The organism is Rhodococcus sp. NPDC059968, from assembly GCF_042738615.1.
Lineage (GTDB): Bacteria > Actinomycetota > Actinomycetes > Mycobacteriales > Mycobacteriaceae > Rhodococcus_F.
Genome location: NZ_JBHWUE010000136.1, coordinates 1 through 21,013, shown reverse-complemented (window position 1 = coordinate 21,013; position 21,013 = coordinate 1). Strand labels below are relative to the sequence as shown.

The following is a 21,013-nucleotide window of genomic DNA, read 5'->3' as shown; positions in this document are numbered from 1 at the left end:
AGTGCGCGTGGCCTGGACGTGGGTGTCGACGAGATCGCCCGGGTCGCCGGCGTGGGCATCGGCACTCTCTACCGCCGGTTCCCCACCAAGGATGCCCTGATCAGTGAGCTCGTTCGACAGGTACTCGAGGACTTCGTGGCCCTGGCCCATGAGGCCCTTTCCGCGCCCGATGGCGAAGGTCTGGAGCAGGTCCTCTACGGCAGCGGTGCCATCCTGGCGTCGAACCGTGGATGTTTGTCTCGGATGTGGAACGACGATGAGACAACGATCTCGAGGGACGAGTTTCGACGGATCCTGTTCGAGCTGTTGGCGCGAGCCAAGCGGCACGGTCGCATCCGCGAGGATGCCACCGACGCCGACCTGGATCTCATCTTCTGGTCCATCCGCGGCGTCATCGCGACAACTCGCGGCGTCACCGACACAGGTTGGCGTCGGATCATGGCGGTCATGATCGCGGGATTGCGGCCAGGCGCGGACGATCTCGATGCGGCTCCGATGAGCGCCCGGGACGTCGCACAGATCTTGGACAATATGTGGGCTCGGTGAGGTGCGGCGGGTGGCGAGGGAACACTATCCGGCCAGGTATTCGTCGTCGGTGACGTGTTCGAGCCAGGTCGTGGTGGTGGCCGGATCGTCGGCGTTGTCGAGCATGGCCAGGTGTTCCATGAACGAGTCGGCGCTCGCTCCGTGCCAATGTTCTTCGTTCGGTGGGCAGTAGAGGGTTTGGCCGGCGTGTGCTTCGACCTTCTGGCCGCCGCGGGACCGTACCCAGGCAGTTCCCTGGGTGATGTGCAGGGTCTGACCGTGGGCGTGTGAGTGCCACGCGGTGCGGGCGCCGGGTGCAAAACGCACCTTCGCCACAATCATTCGCTGACCGGATTCACGGGGATAGGCGATGCGGTCGAGCCAGACGTCACCGGTGAATTGCTCGGGCGGGTTCCTGGTGGTCGGGGTGTGGGGGTCGATCTGCATTGCAGTACTCCTCAGGCTTCGGCGATTTCGAGGCCGAACGTCTCGCGGGTGATGTCGTCGGGTTCCGGGCCGCCGCGCACACCGGTGTCGAGAGCGTCGATCGCGGCGAGTTGATCGGCGGTGAGGTCGAAGTCGAAGACGTCGAAGTTCTCGGTGATACGCGACGGGGTGACCGATTTCGGGATCACCTGGCGGCCCTGTTGCAGATGCCATCGCAGCATCGTCTGGGCCGGCGTCTTGCCGTGTGCCGCTGCGATGTTGCCGATGGTGGGATCGTCGAGTGTGGAGCCGTGGGAGCCGTCGCGGTAGAAGGTGATCCCACCGATAGGGGACCACGCTTGGGACAGGATCCCGTGTTCGGCGTTGGCCGTGAGCACGTCGGATTGACGGAAGTACGGGTGTACCTCGATTTGGTTGACCGCCGGCACCACCGATGTTTCGTCCTGCAGTCGCGTGAGGTGGTCGGACATGAAGTTGCTGACACCGATGGCGCGGACGCGGCCGTCCGCGAGCAGCGTCTCGAGCGCCTTGTAGGCCTCGACGGTGAGGGTGAACTCGCCGGCCAGAGCCTGGTGCAGTATCAGCAGGTCGATCTGATCGATTCCGAGTTTGCGGGCGCTCTTGTCGAAGGCGTGCAGCGTGTTGTCGTAGCCGTAGTCGGTGATCCAGATCTTGGTCTCGATGAAGATGTCCGAGCGATCGATGCCCGAACGGCGGATCGCTTCGCCGACCTCGCGTTCGTTCTGATACGCAGCGGCGGTGTCGATGTGCCGGTATCCGGTCTCCAGTGCCGCCTCGACCGCAGCGACGGTGTCATCGGGCGGTGTCTGGTACACACCGAAACCCAGTGCCGGCATCGTGATGTCGTTGTTCAATGTCAAACCGGGGATCGTCATGTTTCAAACCTTAGGATCGGTCAGCGCGTGCTGGGAGTGCCTGTCGGACCAGGTACCGGCAGTACCTGGCCCGACCAGCGGATTTCATGCGGCGGGCCGGTGCGGGGCCGAACCCGAACTGCGGTGTCGCGCGGCGGGCACGATCACCGTGAGGACGACGACCAGCGCGAGGACGAGCAGCATGGTGCCGCCGGTGAGCGCGGTGCCGACGTGGTCGGTCACCGCTGCTGGTCCGTCGAGGTTGCTGCCTGTGTTTGCCGAGAGTGCGACGAGGACGCCCAACCCGAGTGCCATTCCGAGTTGGTGGGCCGTGTTGACCAGTCCGGATGCCGCGCCGGCGTCCGCCGAATCTACGCCGGCGATTCCTGCGTTCGTCAGCGGCCCGAACGCCAGGCCTTGCCCGGCGCCCACCAGGATCATCGGTAGTGCAACGTCCATGAGATACGTATCGAGTGGGCCGATGCGGCTCAGCCAAGCCATGCCGACCAGGGTCAGCGCCGTCCCGGTAGCGAGCAGAGTCCCGTTCGACAGCCGGGCATTCAGCCGGGGCACCATGAGTGCGACGACGAAGTTGACGAGGGTCATCGGCAGGAAGCCGAGTCCGGCTTGCAGTGGGGAGAAGCCGAACCCGTCCTGGAGGAGTTGGGTCGTGAAGTAGAAGAACCCGATCATCGCCCCGAGGTACAGCAGTCGAGCGGCATAGGCGCCACTGCGTTCGCGACTGCGGAACAATCGTAGCGGCAGGATCGGCTGCTGCACCCGACCCTCGTGGACGACCAACCCGACCAGCAGGACGGCCCCGAGTGCCAGAGCGGCCTGTACCCGTGCCGATCCCCACCCAGCCTCGGCGGATTCGATGATTCCGAAGATCACGGCACCCATGCCGAGCGTCGCACCGAGTGCACCGATCACGTCGAACCGTCCGGTTCGCCGTGGTGTTTCCACGAGCACTGTGCTGGACCAGACGATCAAGGCGACCGCGATCGGAACGTTGACCAGGAACGCCGCTCGCCAGGAGATCCACTCGGTGAGCGCACCACCGACCAGGAGGCCGAGGCTGGCGCCGATACCGGCCGTTGCGGCGTACCAGGCAATGGCCTTGTTGCGGGCCTCGCCGTCGAAGTAGGTCGTGATCAACGCCAAGGAGGTCGGTGCGACGATCGCCGCACCGATTCCCTGCACCGCGCGGGCGGCGATCATCCACCATCCCGCCGGTGCGAGCCCGATGAGCAAGGAGGCGGCACCGAAGATCGCGAGACCGATCCTGAACAGTCGGCGCCGCCCCACGATGTCTCCCGCGCGGGCGGCCAACAGGAGCAGCCCACCGAAGACCAGAGTGTAAGCGTCTTGAACCCACGAGAGCGCCGCCGGTGACAGTTGGAGCCCGGATCGGATGCTCGGCAACCCGGTGAAGATCACCGAGTTGTCCAGCAGCACCATGAAATAGCTTGCCAGGATGATTCCCAGAATCGCGGGCGGGGTGGCTGTGGCCCGACCGGAAACGGCGGTGGTCACGGCCGGACCGCGACCTTGAGCGCGTCACGGGCATCCATCGCGGCGTAGCCCTGCGGCGTCTGACCGAGGCCGACGGTCCGGTCGAACACCTTCCCCGGCTGGACAGTGCCGTCCAGGACCGCCGGAAGCAGCTGCTCGATGTAGGCGCGCACCGGCGCCGGACCACCGGTCAGGGTGACGTTCGGCCCGAACAGGCTCCCGAATCCGACGGGCGCGTCCTCGTACTGGGGCACCCCCACACGGCTGATCACTCCGCCCGCGCGGACGACGCCGACAGCCTGATCGTAGGCGGGCCGGTGGCCGACCGCCTCGAGGACGACCGCGCTGCCCAGTCCGCCGGTCAGCTCGCGGACCTCCGCGATCCCTTCCTCGCCGCGCTCGGCCACCACATCGGTCGCACCGAACTCGCGACCGAGATCGGTCCGCGCCTGGTGCCGCCCCATCAACACGATCTGCTCGGCACCGAGCCGGCGAGCCGACAGCACCGCCAACAATCCCACCGCCCCGTCACCGATCACAGTCACGACACTGCCCTCGCCGACGCCGCCCCGGACCGCAGCATGCCAGCCGGTGCCGTACACATCAGACAACGTCAACAAGGAATCGAGCAGCGCATCGTCGGCGTCCTCGCGCACCGGCACCTTCACCAGCGTGCCATCGGCCAGCGGCACCCGGACCGCCTCGGCCTGACCACCCGCCGTACCCAACGAGGCGTCATTCCAGAACCCGCCGCGCACACATGAGGTCTGCAGACCCGCAGCGCAGAACACGCACGTCCCACACGACACCGCGAACGGCGCAATGACGAAGTCACCGACCCGCAATGTCCTCACATCCGAACCGATCGCTTCGACGACACCGATGAACTCGTGCCCCATCGACCTGCCCGCAGGATCGACGTCCATGGAGTGATAGGGATGCAGGTCGCTGCCACACACGCAGGCCCGCACGATCCGGACGAGAGCGTCGGTGGACGACTGGATGGTGTGATCAGGAACATCGATGACGCGGACATCGCCCGCGCCGAACATGTACGTCGCTTTCATGCCACCCAGTTGACCTCCATTCCGGCCGCCCCGGGAGTCACGGACGTTCCGGGTACTGCCAGTACCTCCCACATCCGGCGGTCACTGCCTACCGTGGACTCATGAGTTCGACCGACCTGCGCACCGAAATCCGCGAGTTCCTCAGCACGCGGCGCGCACGCATCACCCCGGAGCAGAGCGGACTACCCGTGTACGGCGGCAACCGCCGTGTCAAGGGCCTGCGCCGCGAAGAGGTCGCCATGCTCGCCGGTGTCTCGGTCGACTACTACGTCCGTATGGAACGCGGCAACCTCGCCGGCGCCTCCGACAGCGTTCTGGACTCCCTCGTCGTCGCCCTTCAACTCGACGACGCCGAACGCGATCACCTCTTGGCGCTCGCCCGGCAAGCACAAGCAAGCACGACCCGCCGCCCCCGCACTCCGGCGGTGACCGTCCGCCCGGCAATCCAGCAAGTACTCGATGCCATCACCGACGCACCGGCCTGGATCCGCAACGGCCGCCACGACATCATCGCGATGAACGACCTCGCCCGCGCCCTCTACTCCCCCGTGCTCGCCGACCCCCGCCGCCCCGCCAACACCACCCGATTCGTCTACCTCCACCCCCAGGCCGCCGAAGAATTCTTCGTCGACTACGACACCATCGCCAGGGACGCCGCCGCCATGCTGCGACTCGAAGCAGGCCGCAACCCCCACGACAAAGCACTCATCGCGCTGGTCGGGGAACTGTCCACCCGAAGCGAACTCTTCCGCCAACGCTGGGCATCACAGGACGTTCGATTCCACCGCAGCGGTCGAAAACGCCTGCGCCATCCCGCCGTCGGCCAACTCGACCTCGACTTCGAGGCACTCGAACTGCCCTCCGAACCCGGCCTTCAGCTCAACATCTATACCGCAGCCGCCGGCACACCCACCGCCGACGCACTCAAGCTCCTCGCCTCCTGGGCCGCCAGCCAGGAACAACTCGGCACCGAACACCATGCTCCCAGCCGACCGCATTGACCCTGCGCACAGCGGATCGGTGGGCCGCCACCCTGCGAATCAGCAGGGACACACAGGAGTATGACCAAGTTTCACGAGAGTCCGAGTTGGAGGCCGGCGTGCCGGTTGGTGTCTTTGTAGAGCAGATAGCGGAAGCGACTCGGCCCGCCCGCGTAGCAAGCCTGGGGGCAGAAGGCACGCAACCATAGGAAGTCGCCCGCTTGCACTTCGACCCAATCCTTGTTGAGCAGATACACCGCCTTGCCCTCGAGGATGTACAGGCCGTGTTCCATGACGTGCGTCTCGGGGAACGGGATCGCACCGCCCGGTTCGAAGGACACGATATTGACGTGCATGTCGTGGCGGATGTCGGTCGGATCGACGAACCGCTGGGTCTTCCATGCCCCGTTCGTGTCGGGCATCTCGATGCCCCCGATATCCTGCTCCCGGGTCACGAAAGACTCGGGCACCTCGATGCCGTCGACCTGCTGATAGGTCTTGCGGATCCAGTGGAACGTCGCGGTGGCCGGACCGTGGTTGTTCAGGGTCCACCGGGCGCCGGGAGCGAGGAAGGCGTAGCCGCCAGCGTCCAGCACATGCTCGACCCCGCCGAGTGTGAGAGTCAGCGAACCGTCGACGACGAACACGACCGCCTCGGCGCTCGGATCGGCATCGGGATGGTCACTACCGCCGCCAGACGACACCTCGACGATGTACTGCGAGAATGTCTCCGCGAATCCGGTCAACGGCCGCGCCAGCACCCACGCCCTGGTCCCGTTCCAGTGCGGCAGCAGACTGGCGGTGATATCGCTCATCGTGCGACGCGGCAGGACCGCGTAGGACTCCGTGAAGACCGCGCGATCGGTGGTCAGGTCGGTTTGCGGCGGCAGGCCGCCTCGCGGAACGAAGTAGTTCATGCTTTCCTACTCGGGTTGTCGGGACAGCGGCGGTGGCGAGCCACCGGTGGTGTCGATCTTCCGCCTGTGGATCCCACACGAGAATATTCGTCGACCACAAGTCCATCTCACCCGACGTTGTGGAGAAGATCAGTAGTCGATGCCGACGACGTCGTCGTGGTTTGCCACATCGACGTGCCCGAGGACTCCTCGGTGTCGCTCGAACATTCCGTCAGCAGCACGAACAAGTCACCGCCGGAACGGCGAGCACAATCAGTTCCGTCACTGCGGGATCCGAGTGTTGTAGCGCTACAACACCGGTGCCCTCCCAGTCCCTCCATCTGCGTGAACAACGCGTCCGACGTTCACCCCAGGCGACCTCGACCCATGATGGAGTCCCCTCGGAATGAGGGATATTTGATGGATATTTCGTCTTGATTGAGGCGCGTATCACAGCAAGACTGGCTGCATGAGAAAGAGCGGCACTTCACATGCGCGCCCCGCTTCGGCCCTCCCGACGGGCGAGCGCCCAAGGGCCCACCACGATCGGTGTCAGCACCCGCGCTGACCGGTTGCCCGGGCGTCACCGACGCCCCTCTGCATCCCGCGTCAGGTCCGGAACTGTCGCAGGCACATGATCTTTCGATTTCCAACCGAATCGCCCGCTTTCAGGTCCGGCGACAAACATTTCGCTTGCAATCAATGTCACCCGCTGCAAATGCGGGGTGACCACGAACTCGACGTATGGAGTCCCGACATGGATATGTTGCTCGCTGGTGAATGGCGAACCGCCGCAGACGGCCGCACGGAGACCGTCCGGTCACCGTTCGACGGCCGCGCGGTCGACACGGTGCCCGTCGCGACGGTCTCCGACGCCACCGCTGCCCTCGATCGCGCCGAGGTCGGTGCGCGGGTACTGCGGTCGATGCCCGCGCACGAACGGGCCGCCATTTTGATGCGGGCCGCCGATCTGGCAGAACAGCGCGCCGAGGACATCGCGCAGACCATTAGTGCGGAGACCGGCAAGCCGATCAGCGAAGCGCGTGGTGAGGCGAGCCGGTCGGGCAGCATCATCCGACTGGCAGCCTTCGAAGGCAGCCAGCTCTACGGCTCGACGTTGCCGCTCGACGCCAACCCCGGAACCGGGCTCGAGAAGATCGGCTTCACCCTGCGCCAGCCCTGCGGCATAGTCGTGGCGATCACCCCGTTCAACTACCCGGCACTGCTGGTGTTGCACAAGATCGCTCCCGCACTGGCCGCGGGTAATGCGGTGGTACTCAAGCCGGCCCGCACCACCCCGCTGACCGCACTGAAGCTCGCCGAGTGCTTCGTCGACGCCGGCCTCGCGCCCGAGGCGTTGTCGGTGCTGACCGGACCGGGTTCCGTGCTCGGTGACATCCTGGTCACCGACCCCCGGGTGCGCAAGGTGTCCTTCACAGGTTCCACCCAGACCGGCACCCGTTTGGCCTCCATCGCCGGAATCAAGAAGCTGTCCTTGGAGTTGGGCGCGTCCTGCCCGGTGATCGTGCTGCCCGACGCCGACATCGAACTCGCCGCCTCGGCGGTCGCTGCCGGCGGATACATCAATGCCGGACAGGTGTGCATCAGCGTGCAACGGGTGATCGTCGACGAACGCGTGGAGGCGGACTTCCTCGACGCCCTGGTCCCGAAGGTCGAAGACATCGTCGTCGGCGATCCCGCGAACGCCGACACCAAGCTCGGCTCGTTGATCTCGGAAACCGAAGCGACACGCGTGCATTCGGCTATCGCCGAGGCAGTCCTGGCAGGAGCGAAGGTCCTCACCGGCGGTGACCGCGACGGCGCCGTCGTCTCCCCCACCGTCGTCGCCGGCGTCGATCCGGCCTCCCCGTTCAGCCGCGACGAATTGTTCGGCCCCGCAGTCGCCGTCTCCTCCGCCCCCGACATCGAATCCGCGATCGCCCTCGCGAACGACAACGAGTACGGCCTCGGCGCAGGACTGTTCACCTCCGATGTCTCGGCGACGACCAGGGCGATGCGCCAGATCGACGCCGGCAACATCCACATCAACTGGACGCCGCTCTGGCGCGCCGACCTGATGCCGTACGGCGGTCTCAAAGGCAGCGGTATCGGCAAGGAAGGTGTCCGGTCCGCGGTCGAGGAAATGACCGACGAAAAGACCATCATCCTGCACGGCCGCCCCTGGTAACCGTCTCCCGCTCACACACATTCGTGGCACTCACAGAAACGACGACATGACACCACTGAGCACACACAAGACAGTCCGGCTGACCACGGCCCAGGCGGTCGTGAAATACCTCGCCGCGCAATACTCGGTCGCCGACGGCGACCGGCGGCGCCTGATCCCCGCCGCACTCGGCATCTTCGGCCACGGCAACGTCGCCGGCCTCGGACAGGCCCTCGACGAACTGTCCGATGACCTGCCGTTCATCCAGGGTCGGCACGAGCAGTACCTCGCGCACATCGCCACCGCTTACGCGAAGGCCAGCCGCCGCCGCGCCACCCTCGCGGTGACCGCGTCCATCGGTCCGGGTGCGCTGAACCTGGTCACTGCCGCAGGCCTGGCGACGATCAACAGGCTGCCGCTGCTACTGCTACCCGGCGACACCTACGCCACCCGCCATCAGGGACCGGTACTCCAGCAACTCGAGCACGCCAGCGAAGCGGACGCCACCGTCAACGACACCTTCCGTCCCGTCGCGAAGTTCTTCGACCGCATCACCCGCCCCGAGCAACTGCTGACCGCACTCCCCCAGGCCATGCGGGTGCTGACCAGCCCGAGCGACACCGGTGCCGTCGTGCTCTCGCTGCCGCAGGACATCCAGTCCCACGCCTTCGACTTTCCGGTCGAGTTCTTCGAACCCCGCGACTGGAAGATCCGCCGCCCGCTGCCCGATCCGGCCGAGGTCGACGCGGTCGCCGCCCAGATCCGGGAGGCGCAGCGTCCGGTGATCATCGCCGGCGGCGGCGTGCACTACTCGGACGCCACCGCGGCCCTCGAGCAACTCGCCGAGCAGGCCGGCATCCCGGTGGTCGAGTCGTTCGGCGGCAAGGGCGCGGTCAGCCGCGACGAATGGTGGCAGCTCGGCGGCGTCGGCCTCGAGGGCAACTTCGCCTCCAACATCGTCGTCAAGCAAGCCGACCTCGTCCTCAGCGTCGGGACCCGGCTGACCGACTTCGTCACCGGATCGCAGTCGATCTTCGAGGACGAGAACGTGCGGTTCGCGTCCCTCAACGTCGTCGACGGCGACACCCGTAAACAGGGTGCCACCGGGATCCTCGCCGACGCCCACCTCGGACTCGAGGCGCTGACCGCCGCGCTCGCCGGACACACCACCAGCGCGGCCTGGCAGGACATCGCGCGGACCGCGAAGGCGGACTGGGCCCCGATCCGGGCCCGTGCCCTCGACCCCGACACCGCCTTCGACCCGGCCGCGCACCCACACGCCCCGGTCACCGGCGCCCTGCTCACCCAGCCGCAGCTGATCGGGCTGCTGCAGGAACACGCCCGCGGCGGCGACACGATCATCGCCGCCGCCGGCGGCCCGCCCGGCGACCTGCAGAAGGTGTGGGACGCGACCGGGAACCGGCACTGCCACCTCGAATTCGGGTTCTCCTGCATGGGATACGAGATCCCCGCCGCGATGGGTGTGCGCCTCGCCGAGGGCAACCAAGGCCAACGGATCGTCACCTTCATCGGCGACGGCACGTTCCTGATGGCACCCACCGAGCTCGTCACCGCCGCCCAGGAGGGCCTGGACGTGACCGTCGTGGTATCCGAGAACCACGGCTACCAGGTCATCCACCGGTTGCAGATGAACCGCAACGGCCGCGAATTCGGCAACGAGTTCCGCTACCGCACCGACGGTGACATCATCGCCGAGACCGGCGAGAAGGCGCGCCTCGAGGGCGACTACCTGAAGGTCGACCTGCGGCAGATCGCCGAAGGACTGGGCGCGCGAGCCATCCGCGCCACCACCGCCGACGAGTTGCGCACCGCCCTCGACGAGACCCGGACCGCGTCCGGTCCGGTCGTGATCGTGGTGCCGACGGTGCCGCACGTGGACCTGCCCGGTGGGGACGTGTGGTGGGATGTCGCACCCGCCGAGGTGTCCGATCAGGAATGGGTTCAGACCCTGCGCGCAGACTATGACAACGCCGTGGGACGGCAGAGGTGGTTCGGATGAGCAACACTCCACTCGACAAGGGCACGCTCCGTCAGCGATTGGCCGACGGGGAGACCACGGTCGGCACCTTCGTCGGCATGGCGTCCTCGACTGCAGCCGAGGTGTGTGCCGCCGCCGGCGCCGACTGGATCCTCATCGATCTCGAACACGGGTCCGGATCCGAGGACGTGTTGCGCGACGGCATCCTCGCCGCCGGCAGCTACGGCGTTCCGACCGTCGTGCGGATCGAATCCGGTGAACGGATCCGGATCGGCCGGGCCCTCGACCAGGGCGCGGCCGGGATCATGGTCCCGCGGCTGGACAAGCCCGACCAGGTCGCCGACGCGGTCACGCATCTGGCGTATCCGCCGCACGGAGACCGCGGGGTAGCCACCTACAACCGCTCCTGCCGGTGGGGTATGGACCGCTCCGCGCTGCTGGCGGACGAGCAGTCCGCACTGGGGGTCATCCAGATCGAAACCCTCGCCGCCCTCGACGCCGTCGACGAGATCGCCGCACAGGACGGGGTCGACGTGCTCTTCGTCGGACCGTTGGACCTGTCCTTCGCGCTCGGTGTGCCGCTTCAGTTCGACAGCCCGGTCTTCACCGCCGCACTCGGGCGGGTGCTCGAGGCCGCTCACCAGCACGGCAAGATCGCGGGCATCCTCGCCGCGAACGCCGCCCTGGCCGCCGGCTACGTCGAACTCGGCTTCCGATTCGTGGCGATCGGCTCCGACTCGACCCTGCTCGCCGCTGCCCTGACCGAGGCCTTCGCCACAGCCCGCCCCGAATAGAACAACTAAAGGAACATCACCGTGACCGAAACTCGCACCGTCGGAGTCGGACTGATCAGCGTCGGTTGGATGGGACAGCTGCATTCGCGCGCCTACCGCGACGTCCCGATCGTCTACCCCGAACTCGGGATCACCCCGAAGCTGGTGATCGCCGCCGACACCGCACCCAGCCGCGTGGAATTCGCCCAGAACGTCCTCGGTTTCGCCGAGGGCACCACCGACTACCGTGACGTCCTCGCGCACCCCGACGTCGAGGTCGTGTCCATCTGCGCACCCAACTTCCTGCACGCCGAAATCGGTATTGCCGCGGCGAAAGCGGGCAAGCACTTCTGGATCGAAAAGCCGGTCGGGCGCAGCCATACCGAGACCGCCGCGATCGAGGCCGCCGCCACCGAAGCCCGGGTGATTACCTCCATCGGTTACAACTACCGGCACGCCCCCGCCGTCGAGCACGCCCGGAAGTTGATCGCCGACGGCGAGCTCGGCCGCATCACCAACGTGCGCGCCTCCTTCTTCTCCGGTTACGCCAACGAGCCCAATGGTGCGCTGTCGTGGCGGTTCGACCGTGAACTCGCCGGCTCCGGCGTGCTGGCGGACCTGTTCAGCCACGCAAGCGACCTGTGCCAGTACGTGGTGGGCCCGATTGCGGAGATCAACGCGCTCACCAGCACCGTCTACACCGAACGCCCGAAGCTGGAGATGGGGTCGCGCACCCACTTCGCGGTCATCGAGAACGGTGAGATGGGCTCGGTGGAGAACGAGGACTACGCCGGGGCGCTGGTGCGATTCGGATCCGAGGGACCGGGATCGGGTGCGGTGGGCACAATCGAGGCGTCCCGGGTGATCGTGGGACCCGAGTGCGGCTACCAGATCGAGGTCTACGGCACCGACGGCTCGCTGAAGTGGGACTTCGAGCGGATGAACGAGCTGAAGGTGTGCCTCGGCCGCACGAACGCCGAACAGGGCTACACGACGGTCAACGCCAGCCCGAAGCACGGGGACTACTCCCGCTTCCAGCCCGGCCCGGGCAACGCCCTCGGCTTCGACGACCTCAAGACCATCGAGGCCAAGAAGTTCCTCCTCGCCGTCACCGGAGGGCCGCAGGAGAACTCGAACGTGCACGACGCCGCATCGGCAGCCGCGATCGTCACTGCCGCCGAAGAGTCCGCCGCCACCGGCCTGTGGCAGAAGCTCGAGGACGTCGCCGGCACCACCGCCGCCCGTACCGCCTGACACCCGGCCCGCCCCGTACCCTCTCGACACCTGCAAGGACGCTGATGTCAACAACGATCTCAACTCAACTGTTCGTCGGCTTGGGCCCGCTCGACCGGCAGCTCGTCGACCCGTATCTGGCCGAGAATCAACAGCTGGTCCTCGACCCCACCGAGGAGCAGCTGGCGATCGCCGAAGCGGCGATCGTGCGGGCGGCGTTCACCGTCGACGCCGCGATGCTCGACCGCATGCCGGCGCTGAAGGTGCTCGCCCGCACCGGTGTCGGTACCGACCTCGTCGACGTCGCCGAGGCACAGCGACGCGGCATTCCGGTGGTGATCACGCCGGGAAGTAACACGGTGTCGGTCGCCGAGGGCGTTTTCGCGCACCTTCTCGCGTTGGTGAAGCGACTGCCGACCCTCACCGATATGGTGCGGGGCGGGCGCTGGGGCGAGCGCGGTCGAGTTTCAGTCGGTGACCTCGAGGGGGCAACGTTGGGCATCGTGGGGTTCGGCCGGATCGGCCGCAAGGTCGCGCAGATCGCCGAAGCGTTCGATCTGACCGTCCGCGCCTACGACCCCTACGCCGAGATCCCCGATGCGTACCGGTGTGCCACCGTAGACGAGGTCCTCGGCTCCAGCGACTTCGTCACCCTGCACGCGCCGCTGACCGCCGAGAATCACCACCTGATCGACGAGTCCCGGCTGGCCACTATGCGACCGGGGTCGATCCTGGTCAACTGCAGCCGCGGCGCGCTGATCGACCTCGACGCCGCACACGCGGCGCTGCAGTCCGGGCGGCTCGCCGGCCTCGGCCTGGACGTCTTCGATCCCGAACCACCGCAACATCATCCGGTTTTCGATCACGCGAACACGATCCTCAGCCCGCACTTGATGGGCTTCACCGATCGGGCGATGGCACTGACCATCCGCGCCGCGGTCGAGGGCGCGGCCGCGGTCCTCGACGGGCGGGCTCCTGCCGCGGTGGCGGCACCGTGAGCGTGCGGGTGGGGGTGATCGGCGTCGGTGTGATGGGCGCCGATCACGCCCGGACCCTCGCTCGGTCGGTGTCGGGTGCGCAGGTGACGGTGGTAACCGATTACGACGCAGCCCGTGCGGACGCGGTCGCGCAGGAGGTATCGGTGCGTACCGTCGCAACCGCGGCAGAATTGATCACCGCCCCGGACGTCGACGCGGTGCTGATCGCCTCCCACGACTCCGCCCATGCCGAGCAGGTGGCGCTGTGCCTCGAACACCGCAAGCCGGTGCTGTGTGAGAAGCCGCTGGCCCCGACGCTTGCCGAATGCGTCGACCTGGTTACCCGCGAAGAGTCTCTGGCACTGGAGAATCCGCTCGTGTCGGTGGGCTTCATGCGACGGTTCCACGCCCCGTACCAGGCCCTGGTGCAGGAGATCCGGTCCGGTTCCGTCGGGGCCCCGCTGCTGGTGCGTGCGTCCCACCGCAATGTGACGTCGTACCCAGGTGGCGACTCGGCAAGCACCATCACCAATTCTGCGATCCATGAAATCGACATCACCCGTTGGCTCCTCGGGTCCGAGATCGTCGAAGTCAGCTGGCATGCACCGAAGTCCACCTCGTTGGACACCTCACGTCACGACCCGCAGATACTGATGCTACGCACCGCCAACGGTGTGCTGACGGTGGTCGATGTGTTCGTCAATGCCCGATACGGCTACGACGTGCGCTGCGAGGTAGTCGGCGAAACCGGTGCGGTGAGTCTGGCGCCGAGCCACGCCCTGACGGTCGACTCGTCGCTGCGTTCGGCGGCAACCTACCCGGAGGACTGGCGACCGCTGTTCGCCGATGCCTACCGACGCCAGCTGCAGGCGTGGGTCGACGCCCTCGACGCACAGGTGGCGTCCCCGCTGGCGTCGGCCCGCGACGGGCTGCGGGCCACCCAGGTGGCCGCCGCCCTGATCGACTCGATGAACAACGAGGGTGCCACAACCAAGGTCGACTTCCACTGATCGCTGGTCCGATCCCAAGTGCACACTGACTACATACCTGAAGTCGAGGGGATAGAGATGACAACCACCACGAAGCCGGAACTGCTGGCCGCATGTTGGACCTCCGCCGGCGATGTGATGCCGGCCCGAGGTCCGGACTGTAGTCCGGTCCCGATCCGGGATCGAATCGAAGCCGTCGCACGAGCCGGCTACACCGGATTCGGATTGACCCGCCCCGACCTCGTCGCCACGCGCGAGACGATCGGCCTCGGCGAAGTCGCGAAAATACTCGCCGACAACGGCATCACCCACGTCCAACTCGAGTGGATCACGAACTGGTGGACCACGGGCGAAGCCCGCGGACTATCGGACCAGGTCCGCCGGGACCTGTTCGAGGCCGCCCCCGTCCTCGGAGTCGACAACATCAAGGTCGGCGCCGACGACGACGGTGTCGCCGTCTCCCGCGACCGGCTCTGCGAGCAGTTCGACGCCCTCGCGACCGACGGCGCCGCTGCGGGCGTGAAGATCGCGTTCGAGAACACACCGTTCTCGCACCACGTCAAGACCACTGAACAGGCTGCGCAGTTCGTCAAGGATGTCGACAACCCCAACGGCGGGCTCATCCTCGACATCTGGCATGCCTTCCGGGGCGGGACAGACTACGACCTTCTACCGGAGCTCATTCCGTCGCGCTTCGTGTTCGGAGTCGAACTCGACGACGGTTGGGCCGCCGTGCGCGGAACCGATCTGGAGGACACCTTCGACAACCGAGTTCCTTGCGGTGAGGGCGTATTCGACGTCCCGAAGTTCATCAATGCGCTACGCCGCATCGGTTTCGACGGACCGTGGGGTATCGAGCACATGTCGGAGGAATTCCGGCAGCTGCCCGTCGCCGACGCACTCACCCGGGCACGGGACGCGGCCCTGCAGTGCTTCGAGATCGCCGACCAGTTCGCTGCGAAACGGGACAACATCTGATCGACAGACCTCCGTTCGCCATCCAGCCTCGGCCACCGAGGCCGACCACCTACAGCGAAGCCGCCATGAGGTGAAAATGATGGAAACATCATATTGATTGAGGCGTACGTCACAGCAAGACTGAACAGAGCACACGGACAGGACCCGCCGACCCACTCACGCCGCTTTCTGGATTATCCAGCAACTACGCGGACCGGACGCGTGCATTACCGACCCACCGGCACTGATGCCGGAAGAAACAGAACGAAAGGAATGCAGTGGCCACCTTGTTGAACGGGAAAGTCGTTCTGATCAGTGGAGGGACGCAAGGTGTCGGCGCCGGCGTCGTCCGCGCCGCCGCCCGGGAGGGCGCCACGGTGGTCTTCACCGGCCGCCGAGCCGAAGCCGGCAAAACCCTTGCCGCCGAACTCGAAGCGACGGGGGCGCAGGTCCGCTTCATCCAGGCCGACCTCGCCGATCCCACTGAGGCAAAGGACTCGGTGACCCGGACGATCGAGGAGTTCGGCCGGATCGACGCATTGTGCAACGCAGCGGGTCTGACCACCCGAGGCACCCTCCTGGATACGACACCCGAGCTGTTCGACCAGCACATGGCGATCAACCTGCGCGCGCCGTTCTTCACCATGCAAGCCGCCGCGGCGGACATGGTCGAACGTAAGGCACCGGGGACGATCGTCAACATCATCTCCATCGCCGAGCACGGCGGACAGTCCTACTTGGCCCCGTACGTGGCGGCAAAGGCCGGGCTCGCGGGGCTGACCCGCAACGCGGCCTACGCGCACCGCTTCGACCGGATCCGGATCAACGGTCTCAACATCGGGTGGACCGAGACCGAAGGCGAGACCGCGATCCAGCAACGCTTCCATGGCGCCGACGACAACTGGGCAACCGAAGCCGCGGCGAAGGTGCCGATGGGCAAGCTCGGGCAGGTCGACGAGATCGCCGACATGGTGGTCTTTTTGCTGTCCGAGCGCAGCGGCGTCGTCACCGGTTCGGTGATCGACTGGGACCAGACCGTCATCGGAGGACAGGACTGATGGGATCGACAATCGGCGTGATCGGCCTCGGCCGGATCGGCGCATTCCATGCTGACACCCTCGCGCAGCTGCCGGGGGTCGACGGACTGGTGGTCACCGACGAACGACCGGACGTTACCGCGGCCGTCGCCACCAAGTTCGGCGCACGCGCGGTCGACGACGCCGCTGCCGTTTTCGCCTCCGGAGTGGACGGAGTAGTGATCGCGGCTGCCACCCCAGCGCACGCCCCCTTGATCCTCGCTGCCGTCGACGCCGGGATTCCGGTCTTCTGCGAGAAGCCCGTCGCGTTCACCGCCGACGAGAGCTACGAGGTCGTCGAGCGCCTGAAGTCGTCGACGGTGCCGGTGCAGATCGGCTACAACCGCCGATTCGATCCCGCATTCGCCGCTGCACGCAACGCCGTCATCGGCGGGGAACTCGGCTGGCTGCACACTGTGCGCTCGACCACCCTCGACCCCGCGCCGCCGCCGGCGGAGTACGTGGCCGCATCCGGCGGGATCTTCCGCGACTGCAGCGTCCACGACTTCGATATCGTCCGCTGGGTCGTCGGCCAGGAAGTCGTCGAGGTCTATGCCGCCGGCACCAACCAGGGTGACTCGATCTTCGCCGACTGCGGCGACGTCGACACCGCCACCACCACACTGACGTTCGAGAGCGGAACCCTCGGCGTGGTATCGAACACGCGCTACAACGCCCGCGGCTACGACTGCCGCCTCGAGGTCCACGGCTCCCAGGACAGCGTCGTCGCCGGCTGGGATGGAAGCGCGCCCGTCCGCAACCTCGAACCCGACGTCGCGTTTCCCGACGGCCCACCGCACCAGTTCTTCATGGACCGCTTCACCTCCGCCTATCGCGCCGAACTCGGCGCATTCCTCGAGGTGATCGCCGGCACCGCACCCTCGCCGTGCACCGCCGCCGACGCCCTCGAGGTGGCCTGGATCGCCGAGGCGGCCACTCTTTCCCTCTCCCAACACCGGCCCGTCCGGATGAATGAGGTTCGACGATGATTCGTATTGCAGGAGCACCTATTTCGTGGGGTGTGTGCGAAGTCCCGGGCTGGGGTCACCAGCTCGGCCCCGAGCGGGTGCTGACGGAGATGCGCGACGCCGGCCTGGAAGCCGCCGAGATCGGCCCCGTCGGATTCCTGCCCGCCGACCCGCAGGAACTGGCGGCCACGCTGGCCTCGTACGACCTGAAGGCGGTCGGCGGCTTCACCCCGGTGCTGCTGCACGACCCCGGCCACGACCCGGTCCCCGATATCACCGGCACCCTGGCCGCGTTCACGGCCGCCGGCGCCGAGGTACTGGTGCTGGCCGCGATAACCGGCACCGACGGCTACGACTCGCGACCCGACCTCGACGACACCGGCTGGAAGACCCTGCTGTCGAACCTGGACCGGCTGCACGACGTCGCCGCCGAGCAGGGCATCCGTGCCGTCCTGCACCCGCACGTGGGCACCATGATCGAGAAGAACACCGAGGTCCAGCGGGTCCTCGACGGCTCCTCGATTCCGCTGTGCCTGGACACCGGGCATCTGCTCATCGGCGGTACCGATCCGCTCGAACTGGCCCGCGCCGCCGCGGACCGGATCACCCACACGCATCTGAAGGACGTCGACGCCGAGTTCGCCGCCCGCGTGCAGGCCGGTGAGCTGAGCTACACGCAGGCCGTCGCCCAGGGTATGTACACCCCGCTCGGCACCGGTGACGTCGATGTCGCAGGCGTGGTCCGAACCCTCGTGGAATCCGGTTTCGACGGTTGGTTCACCCTCGAGCAGGACACCATTCTTGCCGGCGAGCCGAACGGCGAGGGACCGGTTGCGGACGTCAAGACCAGCGCCGCGTTCCTGCGGAGTCTGCAGCTGTGACCGAGCTGCGGATCGGCATCCTCGGGGCCTCGCGGATAGCGGAGCTGGCGATCGTGGAGCCTGCGCGGGCCCTCGGGCACCGGCTGGTCGCGGTCGCCGCCCGCGACCGTGGTCGTGCCGAGATGTTCGCGCAGACACACGGCGTCGAGCGGGTCGTCGACTCGTACGCCGATCTGATCACCGACCCCGAGGTCGACGTCGTCTACAACCCCCTGGCCAACGCCTTCCACGCCGAATGGAATCTGAAGGCGATCGAGGCCGGTAAGGCGGTCCTGACCGAGAAGCCGTTCGCGCGCAACGCCGCCGAAGCCGACACGGTGCGGCGGGCGGCGCGTGAACGGGGTGCGCCGATCATGGAAGGGTTCCACTACCTGTTCCATCCGATCATCGGTCGGATGTTCGATCTGCTCGGTGACGGCACGCTCGGCGAGCTTCAGCGGGTCGAGGTCATCATGCGGATGCCCGAACCCAAGCCGGACGACCCGCGCTGGAGCCTCGAACTCGCCGGCGGGGCAGTCATGGACCTCGGCTGCTACGGCCTGCACGTGCACCGCCGGCTGGGTCGGTTCGCCGGCGGCGCCCCGTCCGTGGTGGCGGCCCGCGCGGTCGAACGCACCACGGGAGTCGACGAATCCATGGACATCGACCTCGTATTCCCCAATGGTGCAATGGGTTCGAGCATCAACTCGATGAACTGGGATCGGTTCGAGATGACGCTACGGCTCGTCGGCGATCGAGGTGAGGCACTCGCGCACGACTACATGCTCCAGTACGGCGACGACCGGATCACCGTCACCACCGACGCCGGAACGACGACCCTGCACCTCGGCACCCGCTCGACCTACACGTACCAGCTCGAGGTCTTCGCCAACCACCTGCTGGGCGGGACTCCCTTTCCGATCGATGCCGACGACGCCGTGACGAACATGCGGTTCGTCGACGCCGCGTACACCGCCGCGGGTCTTCCCCCGCGGTAATTACTCCCCCTCTTCGCTTCCCCCTCCTCTCCTCCCAGCTGCCACCCCACAGCTGGATGGTCGCGGCATCCCGAAAGGTCAATCACGATGGACACGAACAAGCGCCGGCTCACACCGGCCGAACGGACCACATCTCGCCGGGTGACCACCCTGGCGGTCGGTGTCGCCGCAACGGTACTGCTCGCCGGATGCTCGGGCACCGGCGGCAAACCGGAATCGGCGGGTTCCGGCATGGGCGCCGGTACCGCGGACACGCCTCACGCCACCATCGCCATGATCACACACGAGGTTCCGGGCGACACCTTCTGGGACCTGATCCGCAAGGGCGCCGAAACCGCGGCGGCGAAGGACAACATCGAACTGCGCTACTCCTCGGACCACGAGGCGCCGAATCAGGCCAACCTGGTCCAGAGCGCCCTCGACAGCCAGGTCGACGGCATCGCCCTCACACTCGCCAAGCCCGACGCCATGGCGCCGGCCGTGCGGGCCGCTGTCGACGCAGGCACCCCGATCGTCGCCTTCAACTCGGGTTTCGACCAGTACCAGGCCCAGGGCGTGTCCCAGTACTTCGGCCAGGACGAGAAGCTCGCCGGCATCTCGGCCGGGCAGCGCCTCACCGCTGACGGCGCCAAGAAGGCGCTGTGTGTCATCCAGGAGCAAGGCCAGGTCGCGCTCGAAGCACGCTGTGCCGGCGTAGTCGAAGGGTTCAAAGGGCAAACCGAGATCCTCAACGTCAACAGCAAGGATCTCCCGTCGGTCGAGGCGACGATTACCGCGAAACTGCAGCAGGATCCCTCGATCGATCACGTCGTCGCACTGGGAGCACCGATCGCGTTGACGGCCATCCAGTCCGTCGCCAATGCTGCCAGCTCCGCGAAGATCGTCACCTTCGACACCAACGCAGCCCTCGTCGACGCGATCAAGGCCGGAGACGTCCAGTGGGCAGTCGACCAGCAGCCATTCCTGCAGGGCTACCTTGCCGTGGACTCGCTGTGGCTGTACCTGAACAACCGCAACACCATCGGTGGCGGTACGCCGACCCTGACCGGTCCCGCCTTCATCGACCAGTCCAACATCGACTCGATCGCCGAGTACGCGAAGAGCGGAAGCCGCTGAGCGCGGTGCCCGGCACACCACTGCGTGTGCCGGGCGTCCCGACGGCCCCGGAAGGAAAGTCATGTCCACACAGCAAGATCTGGACCTTGCCAGTCACAAGGTCGTCCACGACGAGCGGGTGAAGGAGCAGAGACGCCTGCAGCGTCTGCTGGTCCGCCCGGAGATCGGTTCCCTGTTCGGTGCGATCGCCATCTTCGTCTTCTTCATGGTCGTCGCACCCCCGTTCCGCAGCCCCGAGGCCCTGGCCACGGTGCTCTACGCCTCCTCCACGATCGGGATCATGGCGTGTGCGGTGGCGCTGTTGATGATCGGCGGGGAATTCGACCTCTCCGCCGGTGTCGCCGTCACCACCAGCTCCCTCGCCGCGTCGATGATCGCCTACAACCTGCACCTGAACCTGTGGGCCGGCGCCGCCCTGGCACTGGTGGTGTCGCTGGCGGTCGGGTTCTTCAACGGGTACCTGGTGATGAAGACGAAGATCCCCAGCTTCCTGATCACGTTGAGCTCGTTTCTGATGCTCACCGGCATCAACCTGGCGGTCACCAAACTCGTCACCGGGCAGGTCGCCACCCCCAGCGTCTCGGACATGGCCGGT

The 21,013-nt window shown here is 66.8% G+C and carries 20 protein-coding genes; 15 read left to right on the top strand and 5 right to left on the bottom strand.

Annotation, left to right across the window (positions count from 1 at the left end):
• A partial coding sequence (locus tag ACFWAY_RS48385; protein WP_378515764.1) for a TetR/AcrR family transcriptional regulator occupies nt 1-546 on the top strand: 546 nt, incomplete at its 5' end.
• A gap of 24 nt (nt 547-570) precedes the next feature.
• Here the strand turns inward: ACFWAY_RS48385 and ACFWAY_RS48380 are convergent.
• The 4 genes from ACFWAY_RS48380 to ACFWAY_RS48365 form a co-directional block, all read right to left on the bottom strand.
• Nucleotides 571-972, bottom strand: a complete 402-nt coding sequence (locus tag ACFWAY_RS48380; RefSeq protein ID WP_378515763.1) for a cupin domain-containing protein — start codon at nt 970-972, stop codon at nt 571-573.
• Nucleotides 973-983: 11 nt separating this feature from the next.
• Nucleotides 984-1,868, bottom strand: coding sequence for an aldo/keto reductase (locus ACFWAY_RS48375; protein WP_378515762.1), 885 nt, complete (start codon nt 1,866-1,868; stop codon nt 984-986).
• A gap of 84 nt (nt 1,869-1,952) precedes the next feature.
• Entirely contained in the window at nt 1,953-3,383 is a 1,431-nt protein-coding gene (locus ACFWAY_RS48370) for an MFS transporter (protein ID WP_378515761.1), read from the bottom strand.
• The gene (locus ACFWAY_RS48365) at nt 3,380-4,429 is read right to left on the bottom strand and encodes an alcohol dehydrogenase catalytic domain-containing protein (RefSeq protein ID WP_378515760.1); all 1,050 of its coding nucleotides are present in this window, start codon (nt 4,427-4,429) and stop codon (nt 3,380-3,382) included. Before ACFWAY_RS48365 ends, ACFWAY_RS48370 begins: the two co-directional genes overlap by 4 nt.
• 101 nt (nt 4,430-4,530) lie before the next feature.
• Between ACFWAY_RS48365 and ACFWAY_RS48360 the strand changes: the two genes are divergently transcribed.
• A complete protein-coding gene (locus tag ACFWAY_RS48360) occupies nt 4,531-5,430 on the top strand; it encodes a helix-turn-helix transcriptional regulator (RefSeq protein ID WP_378458487.1) in 900 nt (299 codons plus the stop codon).
• Nucleotides 5,431-5,501: 71 nt separating this feature from the next.
• Here ACFWAY_RS48360 and ACFWAY_RS48355 read toward each other — a convergent pair whose 3' ends face one another.
• On the bottom strand, nt 5,502-6,326 hold the full coding sequence (locus ACFWAY_RS48355; protein WP_378515759.1) for a bifunctional allantoicase/(S)-ureidoglycine aminohydrolase: 825 nt from the start codon (nt 6,324-6,326) through the stop codon (nt 5,502-5,504).
• Between the two features lie 736 nt (nt 6,327-7,062).
• Between ACFWAY_RS48355 and ACFWAY_RS48350 the strand changes: the two genes are divergently transcribed.
• The 13 genes from ACFWAY_RS48350 to ACFWAY_RS48290 all read left to right on the top strand — a co-directional run.
• On the top strand, nt 7,063-8,493 hold the full coding sequence (locus ACFWAY_RS48350) for an aldehyde dehydrogenase family protein (protein WP_378458485.1): 1,431 nt from the start codon (nt 7,063-7,065) through the stop codon (nt 8,491-8,493).
• A gap of 46 nt (nt 8,494-8,539) precedes the next feature.
• On the top strand, nt 8,540-10,492 hold the full coding sequence (gene iolD / locus ACFWAY_RS48345; RefSeq protein WP_378458484.1) for a 3D-(3,5/4)-trihydroxycyclohexane-1,2-dione acylhydrolase (decyclizing): 1,953 nt from the start codon (nt 8,540-8,542) through the stop codon (nt 10,490-10,492).
• Nucleotides 10,489-11,265 carry an HpcH/HpaI aldolase/citrate lyase family protein gene (locus ACFWAY_RS48340; RefSeq protein ID WP_378458483.1) on the top strand — a complete coding sequence of 259 codons (777 nt, stop codon included), beginning with the start codon at nt 10,489-10,491 and terminating at the stop codon, nt 11,263-11,265. The genes iolD and ACFWAY_RS48340 overlap by 4 nt, the downstream gene beginning before the upstream one ends.
• Before the next feature lie 21 nt (nt 11,266-11,286).
• Nucleotides 11,287-12,498 (top strand): Gfo/Idh/MocA family protein, encoded by a 1,212-nt coding sequence (locus ACFWAY_RS48335; protein ID WP_378515758.1) that lies wholly within the window; start codon nt 11,287-11,289, stop codon nt 12,496-12,498.
• A 44-nt stretch (nt 12,499-12,542) separates the two neighbouring features.
• Complete coding sequence (locus ACFWAY_RS48330) at nt 12,543-13,475, top strand: NAD(P)-dependent oxidoreductase (protein ID WP_378515757.1); 933 nt, start codon at nt 12,543-12,545, stop codon at nt 13,473-13,475.
• Entirely contained in the window at nt 13,472-14,464 is a 993-nt protein-coding gene (locus ACFWAY_RS48325; protein WP_378458480.1) for a Gfo/Idh/MocA family protein, read from the top strand. The genes ACFWAY_RS48330 and ACFWAY_RS48325 overlap by 4 nt, the downstream gene beginning before the upstream one ends.
• Nucleotides 14,465-14,521: 57 nt before the next feature.
• Nucleotides 14,522-15,421, top strand: coding sequence for a sugar phosphate isomerase/epimerase family protein (locus ACFWAY_RS48320; protein WP_378515756.1), 900 nt, complete (start codon nt 14,522-14,524; stop codon nt 15,419-15,421).
• A gap of 257 nt (nt 15,422-15,678) precedes the next feature.
• Nucleotides 15,679-16,458: an SDR family oxidoreductase gene (locus tag ACFWAY_RS48315; RefSeq protein ID WP_378458478.1), complete on the top strand. Its 780-nt coding sequence runs from the start codon at nt 15,679-15,681 to the stop codon at nt 16,456-16,458.
• On the top strand, nt 16,458-17,465 hold the full coding sequence (locus ACFWAY_RS48310; RefSeq protein WP_378515755.1) for a Gfo/Idh/MocA family oxidoreductase: 1,008 nt from the start codon (nt 16,458-16,460) through the stop codon (nt 17,463-17,465). Before ACFWAY_RS48315 ends, ACFWAY_RS48310 begins: the two co-directional genes overlap by 1 nt.
• Nucleotides 17,462-18,325 carry a sugar phosphate isomerase/epimerase family protein gene (locus ACFWAY_RS48305; RefSeq protein WP_378458476.1) on the top strand — a complete coding sequence of 288 codons (864 nt, stop codon included), beginning with the start codon at nt 17,462-17,464 and terminating at the stop codon, nt 18,323-18,325. Before ACFWAY_RS48310 ends, ACFWAY_RS48305 begins: the two co-directional genes overlap by 4 nt.
• Nucleotides 18,322-19,302, top strand: a complete 981-nt coding sequence (locus ACFWAY_RS48300; protein WP_378458475.1) for a Gfo/Idh/MocA family protein — start codon at nt 18,322-18,324, stop codon at nt 19,300-19,302. The genes ACFWAY_RS48305 and ACFWAY_RS48300 overlap by 4 nt, the downstream gene beginning before the upstream one ends.
• A gap of 87 nt (nt 19,303-19,389) precedes the next feature.
• The gene (locus ACFWAY_RS48295; RefSeq protein WP_378515754.1) at nt 19,390-20,418 is read left to right on the top strand and encodes a substrate-binding domain-containing protein; all 1,029 of its coding nucleotides are present in this window, start codon (nt 19,390-19,392) and stop codon (nt 20,416-20,418) included.
• A gap of 61 nt (nt 20,419-20,479) precedes the next feature.
• A partial coding sequence (locus ACFWAY_RS48290) for an ABC transporter permease (protein ID WP_378515753.1) occupies nt 20,480-21,013 on the top strand: 534 nt, incomplete at its 3' end.

Coding starts and splice junctions, on each gene's coding strand:
- ACFWAY_RS48380 (WP_378515763.1), bottom strand. CDS start 972: ATGCAGATCGACCCCCACACCCCGACCACCAGGAACCCGCCCGAGCAA.
- ACFWAY_RS48375 (WP_378515762.1), bottom strand. CDS start 1,868: ATGACGATCCCCGGTTTGACATTGAACAACGACATCACGATGCCGGCA.
- ACFWAY_RS48365 (WP_378515760.1), bottom strand. CDS start 4,429: ATGAAAGCGACGTACATGTTCGGCGCGGGCGATGTCCGCGTCATCGAT.
- ACFWAY_RS48360 (WP_378458487.1), top strand. CDS start 4,531: ATGAGTTCGACCGACCTGCGCACCGAAATCCGCGAGTTCCTCAGCACG.
- ACFWAY_RS48355 (WP_378515759.1), bottom strand. CDS start 6,326: ATGAACTACTTCGTTCCGCGAGGCGGCCTGCCGCCGCAAACCGACCTG.
- ACFWAY_RS48350 (WP_378458485.1), top strand. CDS start 7,063: ATGGATATGTTGCTCGCTGGTGAATGGCGAACCGCCGCAGACGGCCGC.
- iolD (WP_378458484.1), top strand. CDS start 8,540: ATGACACCACTGAGCACACACAAGACAGTCCGGCTGACCACGGCCCAG.
- ACFWAY_RS48340 (WP_378458483.1), top strand. CDS start 10,489: ATGAGCAACACTCCACTCGACAAGGGCACGCTCCGTCAGCGATTGGCC.
- ACFWAY_RS48330 (WP_378515757.1), top strand. CDS start 12,543: ATGTCAACAACGATCTCAACTCAACTGTTCGTCGGCTTGGGCCCGCTC.
- ACFWAY_RS48320 (WP_378515756.1), top strand. CDS start 14,522: ATGACAACCACCACGAAGCCGGAACTGCTGGCCGCATGTTGGACCTCC.
- ACFWAY_RS48310 (WP_378515755.1), top strand. CDS start 16,458: ATGGGATCGACAATCGGCGTGATCGGCCTCGGCCGGATCGGCGCATTC.
- ACFWAY_RS48305 (WP_378458476.1), top strand. CDS start 17,462: ATGATTCGTATTGCAGGAGCACCTATTTCGTGGGGTGTGTGCGAAGTC.
- ACFWAY_RS48295 (WP_378515754.1), top strand. CDS start 19,390: ATGGACACGAACAAGCGCCGGCTCACACCGGCCGAACGGACCACATCT.